At 67.2% G+C, this 13,648-nt stretch carries 17 protein-coding genes; 9 read left to right on the forward strand and 8 right to left on the reverse strand.

Translation table 11 applies throughout. The annotated features are described in order from the left end of the window. Window positions 1–13 precede the first annotated feature (13 nt). Entirely contained in the window at window positions 14–469 is a 456-nt protein-coding gene (locus D4765_RS00560; protein WP_136640266.1) for a GNAT family N-acetyltransferase, read from the forward strand. A 145-nt stretch (window positions 470–614) separates the two neighbouring features. Next, window positions 615–2,123, forward strand: a complete 1,509-nt coding sequence (locus D4765_RS00565) for an MDR family MFS transporter (RefSeq protein WP_136640267.1) — start codon at window positions 615–617, stop codon at window positions 2,121–2,123. A gap of 90 nt (window positions 2,124–2,213) precedes the next feature. Here D4765_RS00565 and D4765_RS00570 read toward each other — a convergent pair whose 3' ends face one another. Beyond that, a complete protein-coding gene (locus tag D4765_RS00570) occupies window positions 2,214–2,591 on the reverse strand; it encodes a hypothetical protein (protein WP_136640268.1) in 378 nt (125 codons plus the stop codon). A 123-nt stretch (window positions 2,592–2,714) separates the two neighbouring features. Between D4765_RS00570 and D4765_RS00575 the strand changes: the two genes are divergently transcribed. From D4765_RS00575 to D4765_RS00595, 5 genes are all read left to right on the forward strand, one after another. Next, on the forward strand, window positions 2,715–3,563 hold the full coding sequence (locus D4765_RS00575) for a DUF1206 domain-containing protein (protein ID WP_136640269.1): 849 nt from the start codon (window positions 2,715–2,717) through the stop codon (window positions 3,561–3,563). A gap of 40 nt (window positions 3,564–3,603) precedes the next feature. After that, window positions 3,604–3,738, forward strand: a complete 135-nt coding sequence (locus D4765_RS19920; protein ID WP_272898600.1) for a hypothetical protein — start codon at window positions 3,604–3,606, stop codon at window positions 3,736–3,738. 102 nt (window positions 3,739–3,840) lie between these two features. After that, window positions 3,841–4,776, forward strand: coding sequence for a 2-dehydropantoate 2-reductase (locus tag D4765_RS00585; RefSeq protein WP_136640271.1), 936 nt, complete (start codon window positions 3,841–3,843; stop codon window positions 4,774–4,776). A gap of 62 nt (window positions 4,777–4,838) precedes the next feature. Further along, window positions 4,839–5,036, forward strand: coding sequence for a PLDc N-terminal domain-containing protein (locus D4765_RS00590; RefSeq protein WP_136640272.1), 198 nt, complete (start codon window positions 4,839–4,841; stop codon window positions 5,034–5,036). Between the two features lie 67 nt (window positions 5,037–5,103). After that, window positions 5,104–5,286, forward strand: a complete 183-nt coding sequence (locus tag D4765_RS00595; protein ID WP_136640273.1) for a hypothetical protein — start codon at window positions 5,104–5,106, stop codon at window positions 5,284–5,286. A 26-nt stretch (window positions 5,287–5,312) separates the two neighbouring features. Here D4765_RS00595 and D4765_RS00600 read toward each other — a convergent pair whose 3' ends face one another. The 4 genes from D4765_RS00600 to D4765_RS00615 form a co-directional block, all read right to left on the reverse strand. Further along, on the reverse strand, window positions 5,313–5,537 hold the full coding sequence (locus D4765_RS00600) for a hypothetical protein (protein WP_136640274.1): 225 nt from the start codon (window positions 5,535–5,537) through the stop codon (window positions 5,313–5,315). A 57-nt stretch (window positions 5,538–5,594) separates the two neighbouring features. Continuing rightward, on the reverse strand, window positions 5,595–5,978 hold the full coding sequence (locus tag D4765_RS00605; protein WP_136640275.1) for a DUF2256 and DUF3253 domain-containing protein: 384 nt from the start codon (window positions 5,976–5,978) through the stop codon (window positions 5,595–5,597). Between the two features lie 84 nt (window positions 5,979–6,062). Next, complete coding sequence (locus D4765_RS00610) at window positions 6,063–6,395, reverse strand: DUF7882 family protein (protein WP_237280189.1); 333 nt, start codon at window positions 6,393–6,395, stop codon at window positions 6,063–6,065. Between the two features lie 109 nt (window positions 6,396–6,504). Then, window positions 6,505–6,990 carry a nucleoside deaminase gene (locus D4765_RS00615; protein WP_136640276.1) on the reverse strand — a complete coding sequence of 162 codons (486 nt, stop codon included), beginning with the start codon at window positions 6,988–6,990 and terminating at the stop codon, window positions 6,505–6,507. Window positions 6,991–7,101: 111 nt separating this feature from the next. Here D4765_RS00615 and D4765_RS00620 point away from each other — a divergent pair, with 111 nt between their 5' ends. Then, the gene (locus tag D4765_RS00620; protein WP_136640277.1) at window positions 7,102–7,644 is read left to right on the forward strand and encodes a dihydrofolate reductase family protein; all 543 of its coding nucleotides are present in this window, start codon (window positions 7,102–7,104) and stop codon (window positions 7,642–7,644) included. 6 nt (window positions 7,645–7,650) lie between these two features. Here the strand turns inward: D4765_RS00620 and D4765_RS00625 are convergent, their stop codons facing one another. The 3 genes from D4765_RS00625 to D4765_RS00635 all read right to left on the reverse strand — a co-directional run bounded on the left by D4765_RS00625 (window position 7,651) and on the right by D4765_RS00635 (window position 11,351). Next, the gene (locus tag D4765_RS00625) at window positions 7,651–8,028 is read right to left on the reverse strand and encodes a hypothetical protein (RefSeq protein WP_136640278.1); all 378 of its coding nucleotides are present in this window, start codon (window positions 8,026–8,028) and stop codon (window positions 7,651–7,653) included. Between the two features lie 176 nt (window positions 8,029–8,204). Then, window positions 8,205–9,662: an alpha/beta hydrolase gene (locus D4765_RS00630; RefSeq protein WP_136640279.1), complete on the reverse strand. Its 1,458-nt coding sequence runs from the start codon at window positions 9,660–9,662 to the stop codon at window positions 8,205–8,207. A 162-nt stretch (window positions 9,663–9,824) separates the two neighbouring features. Beyond that, window positions 9,825–11,351: a SulP family inorganic anion transporter gene (locus D4765_RS00635; RefSeq protein WP_136640280.1), complete on the reverse strand. Its 1,527-nt coding sequence runs from the start codon at window positions 11,349–11,351 to the stop codon at window positions 9,825–9,827. 68 nt (window positions 11,352–11,419) lie between these two features. On the opposite strand from D4765_RS00635, the gene D4765_RS00640 reads away from it, so the two are divergent. Further along, window positions 11,420–13,630, forward strand: coding sequence for an MMPL family transporter (locus tag D4765_RS00640; protein WP_420824516.1), 2,211 nt, complete (start codon window positions 11,420–11,422; stop codon window positions 13,628–13,630). The last annotated feature ends 18 nt before the right edge of the window (window positions 13,631–13,648 follow it).

Genomic DNA, 13,648 nt, shown 5'->3' on the forward strand with positions numbered 1-13,648 from the left:
CAGAATTGGAGGCGTGACGACAACCATCCTCCGCACAGACTGGGCCGACCCCGATGCCGAAGCCCTGCGGTCGGCGCAACGCGCAGAACTCGACACCCGGTACGGCGCCGACACCGAGCCCGGAACCAAGCCGTCTGCCGATGACATCGCGATTTTTCTCGTGGCTCGCGACGCATCCGGTGCCGCGGTGGGGTGCGGCGCCCTTCGCCTGCTCGGTAGGGGCGAGGCCGAGATCAAGCGGATGTTCGTGACGCAGTCTGCGCGCGGTACCGGCGTCTCGACGGCCATTCTGCGCGCGCTCGAAGACGAAGCCCGCGGGCTCGGTCTTCACACGCTCAAGCTCGAAACGGGGCCCGCGCAGCCCGATGCGGTGCGGTTCTACGAACGTGAAGGCTATCGACCGATTGCGAAATTCGGCTATTACGTCGATTCGGCGGGCTCGCTCTGTTTTGCCCGCAGTCTGCTCTAGCAGGTCGGCCCGCAATGCACTAATGTAGACGACGTATACATCTGCGGGGGCGGAATAATACCGGGCCGCAGCAGCTTTGCCCAGAAGCACCTTCGCGCCCTGCTGCGTGACTTTCCCACGACCGCTTGTAACGACAGGAGCACCGGTGTCTGAAAAAAACACCCTCCCCGACCTTCGCGGCCCTGCCGCCCCCAGCGGTTCGGTCTCGCCCGACAGCCTCGAAGACGCACGACTCGGTGCCCGCAACAAGCTCGTCATCGGCATTCTGCTGGTCAGCGCGTTCATCGTCATTCTGAACGAGACCATCATGAGCGTGGCGCTGCCGCACCTCATGGCGAGCTTCAACATTCCGGCCGAGTCGGCCCAGTGGGTCACGACGGCGTTCATGCTCACCATGGCCGTTGTCATTCCGATCACCGGTTTTCTGCTGCAGCGGTTCAATACGCGGCCGGTCTACATCGCGTCGATGCTGTTCTTCAGCGTGGGCACGCTCATCGCTGCCACCGCGCCCGGCTTCGAGGTGCTGCTCGTCGGCCGTGTCATTCAGGCGTGCGGCACGGCCATCATGATGCCGCTGCTCATGACCACGGTCATGACGCTGGTGCCGCCGGCGTCGCGCGGGCGCACCATGGGCAACATCTCGATTGTCATCTCGGTCGCCCCGGCCATCGGCCCCACCATCTCGGGTCTCATTCTGAACGTTCTCGACTGGCGCTGGATGTTCTGGCTCGTGCTGCCCATCGCCGTCGCCGCTCTCGTGGTGGGCGCCCTCAAGATTCCGAACGTCACCACACCCCGGCGTGCGCCGTTCGACGTGCTGTCGGTCGTTCTCTCGGCCATCGGCTTCGGCGGGCTCGTCTACGGGCTCACCACGGTCGGTTCGACGACGACAGGGTGGATGCCCAGTTGGGCGCCGCTCGTCGTCGGTCTTGTGGCGCTCGCGCTCTTCGTGCTGCGCCAACTTCAGTTGCAGCGCACCGATCGCGCTCTGCTCGACCTCCGCACCTTCACCTCGAAGAATTTCACGCTGTCGATCGTCATGTTCGCAATCAGCATGATGGCGCTGTTCGGCACCCTGATCATCCTGCCCCTGTACATGCAGAACGTTCTGAAGCTCGACACCCTCAGCACCGGACTGCTGCTGCTGCCGGGCGGGCTCGTGATGGGGGCGCTCGCCCCCGTGGTGGGCCGCCTGTACGACAAGCGCGGGCCGAAGATGCTGCTCATTCCGGGCTCGATCATCGTGAGCGTTGTGCTGTGGAGTCTGACGCAGGTGACGAGCACAACCCCCATCTGGCAGCTGCTGGTGGCACATATCGTGCTGAGTGTGGGCCTGGCGCTCATGTTCACGCCGCTGTTCACGGCGAGCCTCGGTTCGCTGAAGCCCGCGCTCTACTCGCACGGGTCGGCCGTCGTCGGCACGGTTCAGCAGGTGGCGGGGGCGGCGGGAACGGCACTGTTCGTGACCATCATGGCCTCGCAGGCGACCCGGCTCGTCGTTACGGGGTCAGACCCGATTCTGGCGCAGGCGTCGGGTGTGCGAGCTGCATTCACGATCGGAGCGATCATCTCGCTCGGGGCCATCGTGGTGGCGTTCTTCGTGAAGAAGCCGGCCGACTCGGAGTTGCCCGAAGGCGTGCCGGCCGGGCACTGAGTTCAGGTGGGCCGGGCTCGGCGAGATTGTCTCGTACTCCGCTCGGCCCGTCTCGCATCGGGCTGCTGGCACCCGCTCGCCGGCTGGGTGCTAGGCGAAGATGCGGAACCCGTTGGCGATGCGGTTGACCGGCATCATCAGCGCGAACAGCGGAACGATGATGCGCAGCATGTAAACGAACACCGTGAGGTCGGCGAAGTCGACCAGCGCGAAGAGCGCGATGCCCACGAGACCGAACAGCATCGCACGCACGGCGGTACGCGTGTAGTCGACGAACAACAGAGCAAAACCGACGGCAACCAGCACCAGTGCAGTGTCGACAGCGAAGGCACCGGCGCGAGGGTCGACAATGAGGTGCGCAATGCTCCACAGCACGATTCCGACGGCCCACATCAGCACAGTTGCCAGCCCGGCAAGCGGCTTCGGCAGGGGTGCGCCAGGAGACCTGACCACAATGTTGTCAACCATCTGAATACGCTCCTCGTTCACGTCTGCGCGCTCGCGCACTCCGGTTAAGCCTAGAGCCTGCACAGCCAGGCTGGTTCACGCAAGCCTCTCGCCCTGTTTCGCGGTCGACCATACGCTGGGTGGATGCCCGCCCGCACTGCTTCGAATGCCGCCCGTGAGGCGCACAACTCTCGCCCGCTCCGCATCCTCGCGCGCACGGGATTCGCCGTGAATGGCCTCCTGCACGTACTGATCGGGTTCGCCGCCATCTCGGTGGCAGTGGGAGGAGGGGGTGGTGCAGGCGGTGGCGGCAGCGCCGGCGGTAACGGAGGTGGAGAAGCCGACCAGTCTGGCGCTCTCGGTCAGCTGGCGCAGAACCCCCTCGGCGCGGCCCTGCTCTGGGTCGTGGTCGTGGGGCTGTTCGCTCTCGCGCTGTGGCAGATCATCCAGGGCCTTCTGGTGAGCGAGACCGACGCGAAGAAGCGCTGGGGTAAGAGGGCGTCGCAGGTGGGTAAGGCCATCGCGTACGTGGCCATTGGTGTGACGGCGCTGACGTTCGCGCGGGGCGGATCGTCGAGCTCGTCGAATTCGAGCACGTCGCTGAGTGCGAAGGTGCTCTCGACGCCGGGTGGGGTGTTTCTGCTGGTGGTGATCGGGCTGGTCGTCGTGGGCATCGGCGTGTTCTTCGTCGTTCGCGGCATCACGCGGAAGTTCACGGATGATCTCACTCTTCCTGCGCCGCCGACCGGGTCTGCCGTGGTCGCCGTGGGCGTGGTGGGCTACATCGCAAAGGGTGTGTCGCTCGCGGTAGTGGGCGTGTTGTTCGTCGTTGCGGCATTCACGGTCGACCCGTCGAAGGCCACCGGGCTCGACGGAGCGCTCAAGGCGCTCGCCGCGCTGCCGTTCGGGGTGGTCATCCTCGTCGTGGTCGGCCTCGGGCTGATCGCCTACGGCGTCTACCTCGGTGCGCGGGCGCGATGGGGACGCATGTAGTCCATGCCACCGGGGGGAGCTATACCACGCCATCACCGAGATGGTCGAGTTGCTCCGCGAGTACGTCGAAGACTGGCAAGACCACCTTGTGGCAGCACCGAACCACGCCGGCAATTGGGGGCTCGTTCAGCTGATTGTTCTGTCGACTGACGACCAGGCCCTGCTCGCCGAATAGTGATTGAACGACCGCGCCTGACGCCGAATGACACGGGCGGCCGCCCCGAGAGCGCCTCGGCCGGGCAGCGCGATAGGTTCGAGGTGACGAAAGGGTGGCGCCATGCGCATTCTGGTGGTGGGTGCCGGCGCGGTCGGTGGGTTCTTCGGGGCGCAGCTGGCGCGTGCGGGTCGCGACGTGACGTTCTTGGTGCGGCCGAAACGGGCTGAGGTTCTGCGGGCAGAGGGGTTGAGCATCCGGCCGTTCCGTGACGAGCCGTTCTCTCACACGCCGAAGACCGTCACGGCCGACCAGCTCGACGACGCATACGACGTGGTGCTGCTCTCGGTGAAGGCGTACGGTCTCGAGCAGGTTCTCAGCGACATTGCACCGGCCATTGGCCCCACCACCGTGATTCTGCCGGTGCTCAACGGCTTGCGCCACTTCGATGTGCTGCGCGAACGTTTCGGCGCCGAGCGCATCGTCGGCGGCCTCTGCTTCATCGCTGCCCAACTCAGCGAGGGCGTCATCGAGCAGATCGGCCCCGGCGCCGCCGTCATCTTCGGCGAATTCGGTGCGGCACCGGGTGAGCCGGTGAGCGACCGGATGCTCGCCCTGCACTCCGCCTTCAGTGACGCCGGCTTCTCGGCGAGCGTCGCACCGTCGATCGAGCAGGCGCTCTGGCAGAAGTGGGTGCTGCTCGCTGCCGGCGGTGCTCTCACCACTCTTCTGCGCGGCCCCGTCGGATTCATCGTGGCCGCCCCCGGGGGCGCCGACGTCGCCCGCGGTATCGCAGAAGAGTCGTTCTCCATCGCCGCTGCCGCGGGCTTTGCGCTAGACCAGGTTGCACGTGATCGCGCCCTCGCCACCCTCACCGAGCCGGGATCGCCGTTCACCACCTCGCTCTACCGCGACCTCGCTCAGGGCCTCGACGTCGAAAGCGAGCAGATCGTGGGTGACTTCGTGAACCGTGCCGGCGCCCTCGGTGTATCGGTGCCCCTGCTCGCGCTCGCCTACACGGGGCTCAGCGTGTACCGGCAGTCGATCGGCGCGGCGTGAGTCACCGCGCTTTCGGCTAGTTTGGGGTGGAGCGCCGTCGTGCGCAGAAGAGAGACGCTCGAATGGAACCGATCAGCGCAGGATTCACCCTCGTCGGCCTCATCATCTTCGTGGTGACCGTGGTGTCGATCGCCCAGAACCCCAACCACGGCGCTGTGGGCAAGTTCGTGTGGATCCTGGTGGCATTCTTCCTCTCGCTGCTCGGCTCGATTCTGTGGCTCATCTTCGGTCGCGGTCGCGTGACCCGCGCGCGCCGCTGATCGCTCGGCTGGCACCGGCAGGCCATTTAAAGGTGAGGCGTGACCCCGCGTGGTCTATATTGTCTCCATGCATATGAATTCAGAGCTACACCAGGCTGTCGGTGAGTCGAGCCTGTCACGCCCGCCCTTCGTCTCTGCCGGTGCTGTTTCTGACTGGTTCGACGCTGAGAGTGTTCCGTCGTACCTGCTGCACTCGGCAGCCGCGATGAGTGATCCCGTGCGCCGGGTCGAGGTCGAGTTCGACGCGTAGCCGCCGGCGCTCGGCCGCGTGGGGCACTAGCCCTGGTCGGGTGGTGTTTCGAGCGTGCGTCGAGCGATCATCCGCGGCGCCAACCAGACGAGCGCGACGGTGCCGACCGCGGCGCGAACGGCCGCGAACACCAACACCCACCAGCCCACGCTCATCGATCCCAGCAGCAGGCCCACGCCGATGAGCACCAGCGCGACATCGGCCGCGTAGGGCACTTTCAGCCAGAACATCAGGCGCCGAGTCGCATCCATGTGTTCAGTGTGCGCGCCGAACCTGTGAAGGTCGACGGGTGGCGTGCGACGGTCGCCTCAGCTGCGGCGCTTGCGAATACGAATGGGGCCTTTCGCGGTCGAAGGGTCGACCACAGAGCCACCCTGGGTGATCTCGACCTCGCCCGCGGCCACCATGCGGCGGGCAGCTCGGCGCACCGGTTCCATGAGCTCGCGCCAGCCGTCGGGGTCGGTGGCCCGGGCGACGTCTGACGGGCAGATGCTCGAGCTCGCCGCCCGGCTGTTGAGCAGCGACCGGATGCCCTCCTCGAGCGCCACGTCAGACGACGTCACCCTGCGTCGACGACACGCGTCGCTGCAGTACGCAACCTCGTCCCAGTTGTGCTCCCACTTCTTGCGCCACTCGATGCGGCGCCCACACGAGCGGCAGGTCTTCTCCTCGATGGGTGCTCGGCTCGACATAGGAGAATTCTGCCGTGCCCCGCCCGCGCCCGCACGGGGTGGCGCGATGCCCGCCCGAGCGCTACGGAGCCGTCAGGCGCGCGATCACTCTGCGACGGTGGTCGCGGGCAACGCAGTCAGTTCGGGTTCGGAGCCGAGCACGAGGCCCCCATTGCTGCTTGCGCCGAGCATCATCTCGTCGATCCAGGCGCGGTTGAGTCGAACCTCTCGCCCACCCGAAAACGTGAACTGCAGCGGAATCGAGGGGTGGAACCACACAACGGTGCTGCCCGCGGTGGTGCGTGACTCGGTGCCGAACTGCAGGGTGAACGGCTCGCTTCGTCGCAGTTTCGCGACGATCACGACGCGCAGATGCGCCAGAACACGATCGTCGAATTTCAGGGTGGCCTGCGGATGGCCGTACATGATGCTTCCCACAACCGATCATCTCCGACTGCCCCGCAGCTGCGCGCCCGAATAGTTCGCACCCACTAAGCACATTATGTGACTTCACACATTCGGAGCCATCGGCGACTCGGTTTGCGTGTCAGCTCCAGAAACCTGCGTGCGCCTCGCGAGCCTCAGCGCTCAGAGCCGGCCCGAGCACCACGATTTCACGCTGGCCGCTGTTCAAGACCACGCTGCTGGTGAGCGACATTGTGGGGTTCTCGACGTGGTCGCCGGTGATCTCGCCCAGCTCGGCCTCGCTCATCGCGAAGACCATGCGACTGATGCCCGACCAGTAGATGGCGCCTGAGCACATGGCGCACGGCTCGCAGCTTGTGTAGAGAGAGTATTCGGCGAGCTTCTCGGGGCCGAAGGCCTGCCAGGCCAGGCGCACGAGGTTCGTCTCGGCGTGACCGGTGCAGTCGTTGCCCGTCACCACGGTGTTCTCGGCCTCGAGCACGACAGTGCCGGCGGCATCGACGAGGACGGCACCGAAGGGGTGGTTGCCGTGCTCCACCGAATTCTTCGATACGGCGATGGCGTCTCGAAGGCGGGCGAGGTCGGTCTCAGTAAGAGAGGAGGTCATAGTCGTCTATTTTAGGGCGGCAAATACCCCGTCGCCGTGCGCCGCTTGTGTGCTTGGATGGCAGCATCCCGACGCGCCCGCAGTTCTGCGGCGCTCCCGAAAGGAGACCCGATGACCCGAATCGTTGCTGTGGAATACCTCTCGCGCGACGGGGTCATGGAAGAGCCGGGCTGGAGCGGCCCCTACTTCAACGACGAGGTCGCCACGTTTCAGATGAACAACCTGTTCGGCGCTGACGCTCTGCTGCTCGGGCGCGTCACGTACGACGGGTTTCGCGCCGCATGGCCGTCGATGGAGGGCGACGAAGCGGGCTTCGGCGAGCGTATGAATTCGCTGCCGAAGTACGTGGCAACGACGTCGACGAGTCAGCCAGAGTGGAACGCCACCTTTCTGCGTGGCGACATCGCCGAGGCCGTGGCGGCGCTGAAGGCGACCGCAGACGACACGCTGCTGCTGAACTGCAGCGCCGACCTGTTTCGCCTTCTGAGCGCGCACAACCTCATCGATGAGTACCGCTTCATGATCTACCCCGTTGTTGTGGGGCTCCGCAAACGCTTGTTCGCCGACGGGGCCGTGCCAATCGACCTGAAGCTCACCAGCAGTCTGATCACTCAGAGCGGAGTGGCGATTCTGACCTACGTTCCCGCCGACTGAACGCACTCACGCCGCGGGATCGGTCACACAGGCGCTCAGGCCCTCGAGGGTGAGGGCGGCATCGGCGGCGCTGAACTGCAGGTTGCGGCCGTCGGGGGTGGTGGCGAACAGCCGCAGAATGGGCGCGGCTACGGTCTCCTCCCGGGAGGTGAGGGCGTACCCGAGTGAGTGCCAATGGGCTGAGACGAGGTCGAACGCATGCTGGCGGTCGGCCACCGGCTCTTCTGAGAAGCGGTAGGCGTTGAACCGGATGCCCGGCTGCCCCCCGGGCTGTTCGCACGCTCTCGGGGCGGGGTCGTCGAGTTTTTGCCAGGTGCCGCCGACGAGGGGTTCGACCTCGTCGAACGACCCTGCGAGGGCTGCGATGGCTTCGTCGGGTGTCATGCGAACCTCCGGGGATACAGGCGCGGTTGTGGATGAACGTGTGGATGAATCTGTGGATGCGCCGGGCGGGGGATTGCCCGCGAACCCGGCGCACGCCGCCAGCGCGACAACCGTACTCACGGCCGCCGCGATGAGGAGGGCAGCACGCCAGGCCGCGGGCACCCGCCCACTCGCCATCACCACCAGCCCGGTCGCTGGGCCTTGGCGGCGAGCCCGAGGTTGACGTACGCCACGTTCGACTGGGAGGTGGTGCCCGGGCTGAGGTAGCCGCGGTCGTCGCTCGACGAAGCGGTGGTCAGATCGTGCACCGTGGTCGAGCTCGTGGCGACGCCTCCCGCGCTGCCCGAATCGGCACTCAGCACGTCGGCGCCGTAGAACAGCGAGGTGGGCGACTCGCGCCCCGAGCCGAGCGTGCCGATGGCCGCGAACGGAATCTTCTCGTCGGCCTGCATGGCGTACACGCTACCGCCGGGCACGTGGATCGACCCGGCCCCGGCGAAAGTCGGTGCCACACCCGCGGAGCCGACGGTGGTGAACGAGTCGACGACGCCCGGCCGAATGTCGGTGAGGGCCACGGCGGCGGTGGTGGAGCCGTACGAATGCCCGACGACGCTGAGGCGCGAGGAGTCGCTGCCCCGGCCATCCTGCGCGTTCAGCGTCGCGTCGTACCCGAGCAGCGCTTTCTCGAGCCGCGAACCGCCAAGGTTGGCCGAGTCGTTCGCCAATACGGCGAGGTCTTTGTTGTCGACGGAGGGCACTTCTGGTGAGTCGTAGTTCATCCACGCCACAACGGCGATCTGTTTCGAGAGACCGTTGCTGATGGCGTCGCGATGCTCCTGCTGCCACAGGTCGCGCGCCGCGCCGGTGAGACCGGTGGGCGTGCCGGCGCTGTTGCTGCCCATGCCGGGGATGACGAATGATGCGTACTTCGCCTTGTCGAGGTCGCCGACAGAGATCGCGGCGAGTGGCGGCGGCCCCGAGGTGACACTGATCAGCTGGTACGGAGGGTCGACCTGCCCTTTCAGCGACTTCTCGACCGACTCGAGGTATTTCAGAGTGGTCGTGTCACCGGACGCCTTCGCGGCTGCGATGCCGGTGTCGAGCACGGCGCGGTTGGCCACGTCGCGGTCAGCGTAGCGCACCCCTTCGAGTGAGCCGACGAGCTGTGGATGCTCGAGGCGAAGCTCTTTCTGCTCGGCCGCGGTCAGCCCGGCCCACCACTTCGCCACGGCCTTCGGGTCGGCGTTATTGTCGGCCGCGTACGACTCGAGCCGGGCCTCGGCCGCGGCACTGGCGGAGTCGCTGCCGCGGGCTGCCGTACCTGTCACGCCCGTACCCCCAGCCCCGCCTGCGCCGCCCCCGTCGTTCGTGCTGGTGCGTTGCTGCTCGTCGGCTTGGCGCGCGAGCTCGGTCGAGCGCTGTTCGAGGGAACGCGCGGCCGCGGTGATGCTGCCGCGGTAGGTGGAGTGCCAGTGCGAGACGAACTGTTGGGCATCCGGGCCCTGCCACCGGCTCACCGCCACAAGGGCGGTGAGCTGCGATTCGGCGCTGCCGAGGTTCTGGCTTGCCGCGCTCATGTGCTTGGCGAGTTCTCGCAGCTGGTCGACATCGGCGCCCACGAACCCTTCGGCCATGTCGAACCTCCCGTTCGGGGCGGGGCCGGGTGCCTCCGCTGGCTTCACAGTAGCGAGAGGCGCCGCTCGCGTCGATGGTGTGAACTACCCATGCCGAAATGCGGGCCTGTGGACGAGTAGTGATGTGCCGGCAGCAGCCGGCACACGCTGCCCTGCCGCCGCCTACTCGGGCGCGTCGTTGAGGTGCCCCGACAGTTGCTCGCGCAGGGCCCCGCTGCGGGCATCCAGCCCCCGCACTTCGACAGACGTACCGATGGCGTGGTACTTGGCCTCGATGGCGTCGAGCACCGCGACGGTCGAGGCGTCCCAGATGTGTGAATCGCTGAGGTCGATGACCACCAGCGCGGGGTCGGCGGCGTACGAGAAGTGCTCGGGCAGATCGTTGCTCGACGCGAAGAACAGTGAGCCGCCCACGCGATAATGCGCCTTCGAGCCGTCGGCCGACAGTTCGCGCGTCACCGAGCGGTGCCCGGCGACCCGCCGCAGCAACAGGATGCTCGCCAGCAGCACCCCGACTCCCACCCCGATGGCCAGATTGCCCGTGGCCACCACCACGACCACCGTCACCACCATCACCGCCGTCTCAGGCACCGGCATTCGGCGGATCACGCGCGGGCGCACGCTGCCCCAGTTCACCGTGCGCACGGCCACGATCATCATGACCGCGGCGAGGGCGACCATCGGAATGCGCGCCATGGCTCCCGACAGCACGGCGACGAGCAGAAGGAGAAAGAGCCCCGCCGCGATGGTCGACAGCCGCGTGCGGGCGCGGCCGATCTTCACGTTCACCACGGTCTGCCCGATCATGGCGCAGCCCGCCACGCCGCCCCAGAAGCCGGCCATCACATTGGCCACGCCGAGAGCCCACGACTCGCGCGTCTTCGACGACGGGCTGTCGGTGAGGTCGTCGACCAGCTTGGCGGTCAGCAGCGTTTCGATGAGCCCCACGAAGGCGACGGCGATGGCGGTGGGCGCGATGATGCCCAGCGTCGCGAGGTCGAACGGCACCCCGAACGGCGTGAACCCGGGCAGGCCCCCCGAGATGGCGCCCTCGTCTCCGACCGTGGGCACCGCGATGCCGAACGCCACAGTGAGGGCGGTCACCGCAACGATCGCGACGAGCGGAGCCGGCACCACCTTCGTGATCTTCGGGAACAGCCAGATGATGGCGAATGTCAGCGCGAACAGCGGGTACACCGGCCACGGCACGTTCAGAAGGTGCGGTACCTGGGCGGCGAAGATGAGAATGCCGAGGGCATTCACGAAGCCCAGCATCACCGATCGCGGAATGTAACGCATGAGCTTCGACAGCCCGGTCGCTCCGAAGGCGATCTGGATGACCCCCGCAACGATCACCGTCGGCAACAGGTATTCCACCCCGTTCGACTTCACCATCGGCGCCACCACCAGCGCCACCGACCCGGCCGCAGCGGTCACCATAGCCGAACGCCCGCCGAGCACCGACATGCTCAGCGCCAGCACCACCGAGGCCACCAGGCTGTTGATCGGGTCGACCCCGGCGATGATCGAGAACGAGATGACCTCGGGGATGAGCGCGAGGGTCGTCACCAGCCCGGCCAGCGCCTCGGTGCCGAGCAGCGCCGGGTTTCGGAGCTGCACCGCAAGCGGCAGGCGCCCCCGCGCGTTGAGCGCGCGCGTCGACAGGGGTTCTCTGCGGGTGGTGGGCATCTGTCAAGGCTATCGGCCCCCTGTCTACGGGCTGGCCGGGGCCCCCGCGGGTGGGTATGGTGATGCCCGTGAAACGCACACTTCCGCCGCGCTGGCTGCGCATCGTTCTTCCGCTGGTACTCGTAGGCCTCTGGGTCTTCGTGTCGTCGCAGGGCGGGCCCACTTTCGGCACGATCGGCGAGGTGACGAACAACAACCAGAGCTCGTACCTGCCGGCCAGCGCCGAGTCGACCAAGGTGCAGGCGCTTCAGACGCAGTTCTTCGGCTCTGACACGATTCCGGCCATTGTGCTCTACACGCGGGATGCGGGTATCACCCCCGCAGACCAGGCTGCGGTGGCCACGCAGATAACAGCGTTCCAGGCGGTGTCCGGAGTGAAGAGCGCGTCGCCCGGGGTGCCCTCGAGCGACGGCAAGGCGCTCGAGGTGTTCGTCTCGGTCGACCAGGCGGCCGACGGCAGCACGGTGATCGCAGCGTTGCGAAGCGTGTTGACCGCGCATCCGGAGCCCGGGCTGACCGGCTACGTGACCGGGCCGTCGGCGCTCGGCGCAGACTTCGGCGCCGGGTTCGCAGGCATCGACGGCATTCTGCTGCTCGTCGCGCTCGCGGCCGTGTTCTTCATTCTGCTGCTCGTGTACCGCTCGCTGCTGTTGCCGGTACTGGTGCTGCTGACGTCGGCGTTCGCGCTCACGGGCAGCATTCTGCTCGTCTACTTCGTGGCCAAAGCCGGGTGGGTGACGGTGACGGGCCAGAGCCGGGGCATCCTGGCGATTCTGGCGATCGGCGCCGCCACCGACTACTCGCTGCTACTGGTTTCGCGCTACAGGGAGGCCCTGTTCACCGAGCAGACGGCGTGGGAGGCCATGCGCGTAGCGCTTCGCCGAGCGGTCGAGCCCATTGCCGCGTCGGCGGCCACCGTTATTCTGGCGGTGCTCTGCCTGCTCTTCTCCGACCTCAACTCGAACAAGGGGTTGGGGCCGGTGGCGGCGATCGCCATTCTCTTCTCCCTGCTGTCGGCGCTCACCGCGCTGCCGGCGCTGCTGGTGCTCACGGGGCGGGCTGCGTTCTGGCCGTTCCGCCCGAAGTATGTGGGTGCGGCTCAGTATGACGGTGCGGCTCCGGATGACGGTGCGGCTCCGGATGCCCGGGCGGCCGCCGATGTCGTCACGATCGGACGGGTGTGGGCCGCCCTGGGCCGCCTGATCGCCCGCCGCCCGCGGGTCACCTGGGTGGCCACGGCGCTGCTTCTCGGAGTGTTCAGCCTGGGGCTGCTGCAGCTGAGTGCGAGCGGGGTGCCGCAGACCGACTTGCTGCTCTCGGCGTCGCAGTCGGTCGACGGCCAGAAAGCCCTCGCCCAGCACTTCGACGCCGGCAGTGGCAGCCCGGTGATCGTCGTGACGAGCCAGACGCAGGCGGCTGCGGCGCTCGCCGCGACAGCGGCCACGCCCGGCCTGACCGGCGCGTACGTCTACTCGGGAACGCAGGGCGGCAGCGCCGCGAAGGGCAGCGCGGCCACGCCGACAGCCACGCCGACAGCCACGCCGACAGCCACGCCGACAGCCACGCCCACACCTGCCCCCGTCGTCGTCGGCGACCAGGTGCTCATCGAGGCCACGCTCACGGCGCAACCCGACTCCGACGAGGCGGCCGGTGTGGTGAGCGACCTGCGCGCCCGCCTCGGCACCGCGGCCCCCGGCTCACTCGTGGGCGGTACGACCGCGCTGAGCCTCGACACGAACACCACTGCCCAGCGCGACCTGGTCACGATCATCCCGATCGTGCTGCTCGTCATTCTGGTGGTGCTGTTTCTGCTGCTGCGTTCGATTGTGGCGCCGCTGCTGCTCGTGGGCACGGTGGTGCTGTCGTACGCGGCCACGCTCGGCATCTCGGCGTTCGTCTTCAACCACCTGTTCAACTTCGCGGGCGCCGACCCGTCGGTGCCGCTGTTCGGGTTCGTGTTTCTGGTGGCCCTCGGGGTCGACTACAACATCTTTCTCATGACGAGGGTGCGAGAGGAGTCGCTGGTGAGGGGTACGAGGCCCGGCATTCTGCGCGGGCTCGGGGCGACCGGCGGCGTGATCACATCGGCCGGGATCGTGCTGGCGGCCACTTTCGCGGCCCTCGGCGTGGTGCCGATTCTGTTCCTGGTGCAGATCGCGTTCATCGTGGCGTTCGGTGTGCTGCTCGACACGTTCCTCGTGCGCTCGCTGCTCGTGCCGGCACTGTCGTACGACGTGGGCCGCGCCATCTGGTGGCCCTCGAAACTGTCGAAGGGGTAGATTGCGAGAGACGAAAGG

It is taken from the genome of Subtercola vilae (assembly GCF_004923255.1).
Lineage (GTDB): Bacteria > Actinomycetota > Actinomycetes > Actinomycetales > Microbacteriaceae > Subtercola > Subtercola vilae.

Excerpts from the sequence above, each read along its gene's own strand:
- D4765_RS00570 (WP_136640268.1), bottom strand. The coding sequence starts at position 2,591 with ATGGTTGACAACATTGTGGTCAGGTCTCCTGGCGCACCCCTGCCGAAG.
- D4765_RS00575 (WP_136640269.1), top strand. The coding sequence starts at position 2,715 with ATGCCCGCCCGCACTGCTTCGAATGCCGCCCGTGAGGCGCACAACTCT.
- D4765_RS19920 (WP_272898600.1), top strand. The coding sequence starts at position 3,604 with ATGGTCGAGTTGCTCCGCGAGTACGTCGAAGACTGGCAAGACCACCTT.
- D4765_RS00585 (WP_136640271.1), top strand. The coding sequence starts at position 3,841 with ATGCGCATTCTGGTGGTGGGTGCCGGCGCGGTCGGTGGGTTCTTCGGG.
- D4765_RS00590 (WP_136640272.1), top strand. The coding sequence starts at position 4,839 with ATGGAACCGATCAGCGCAGGATTCACCCTCGTCGGCCTCATCATCTTC.
- D4765_RS00595 (WP_136640273.1), top strand. The coding sequence starts at position 5,104 with ATGCATATGAATTCAGAGCTACACCAGGCTGTCGGTGAGTCGAGCCTG.
- D4765_RS00600 (WP_136640274.1), bottom strand. The coding sequence starts at position 5,537 with ATGGATGCGACTCGGCGCCTGATGTTCTGGCTGAAAGTGCCCTACGCG.
- D4765_RS00605 (WP_136640275.1), bottom strand. The coding sequence starts at position 5,978 with ATGTCGAGCCGAGCACCCATCGAGGAGAAGACCTGCCGCTCGTGTGGG.
- D4765_RS00615 (WP_136640276.1), bottom strand. The coding sequence starts at position 6,990 with ATGACCTCCTCTCTTACTGAGACCGACCTCGCCCGCCTTCGAGACGCC.
- D4765_RS00620 (WP_136640277.1), top strand. The coding sequence starts at position 7,102 with ATGACCCGAATCGTTGCTGTGGAATACCTCTCGCGCGACGGGGTCATG.
- D4765_RS00625 (WP_136640278.1), bottom strand. The coding sequence starts at position 8,028 with ATGACACCCGACGAAGCCATCGCAGCCCTCGCAGGGTCGTTCGACGAG.
- D4765_RS00630 (WP_136640279.1), bottom strand. The coding sequence starts at position 9,662 with ATGGCCGAAGGGTTCGTGGGCGCCGATGTCGACCAGCTGCGAGAACTC.
- D4765_RS00635 (WP_136640280.1), bottom strand. The coding sequence starts at position 11,351 with ATGCCCACCACCCGCAGAGAACCCCTGTCGACGCGCGCGCTCAACGCG.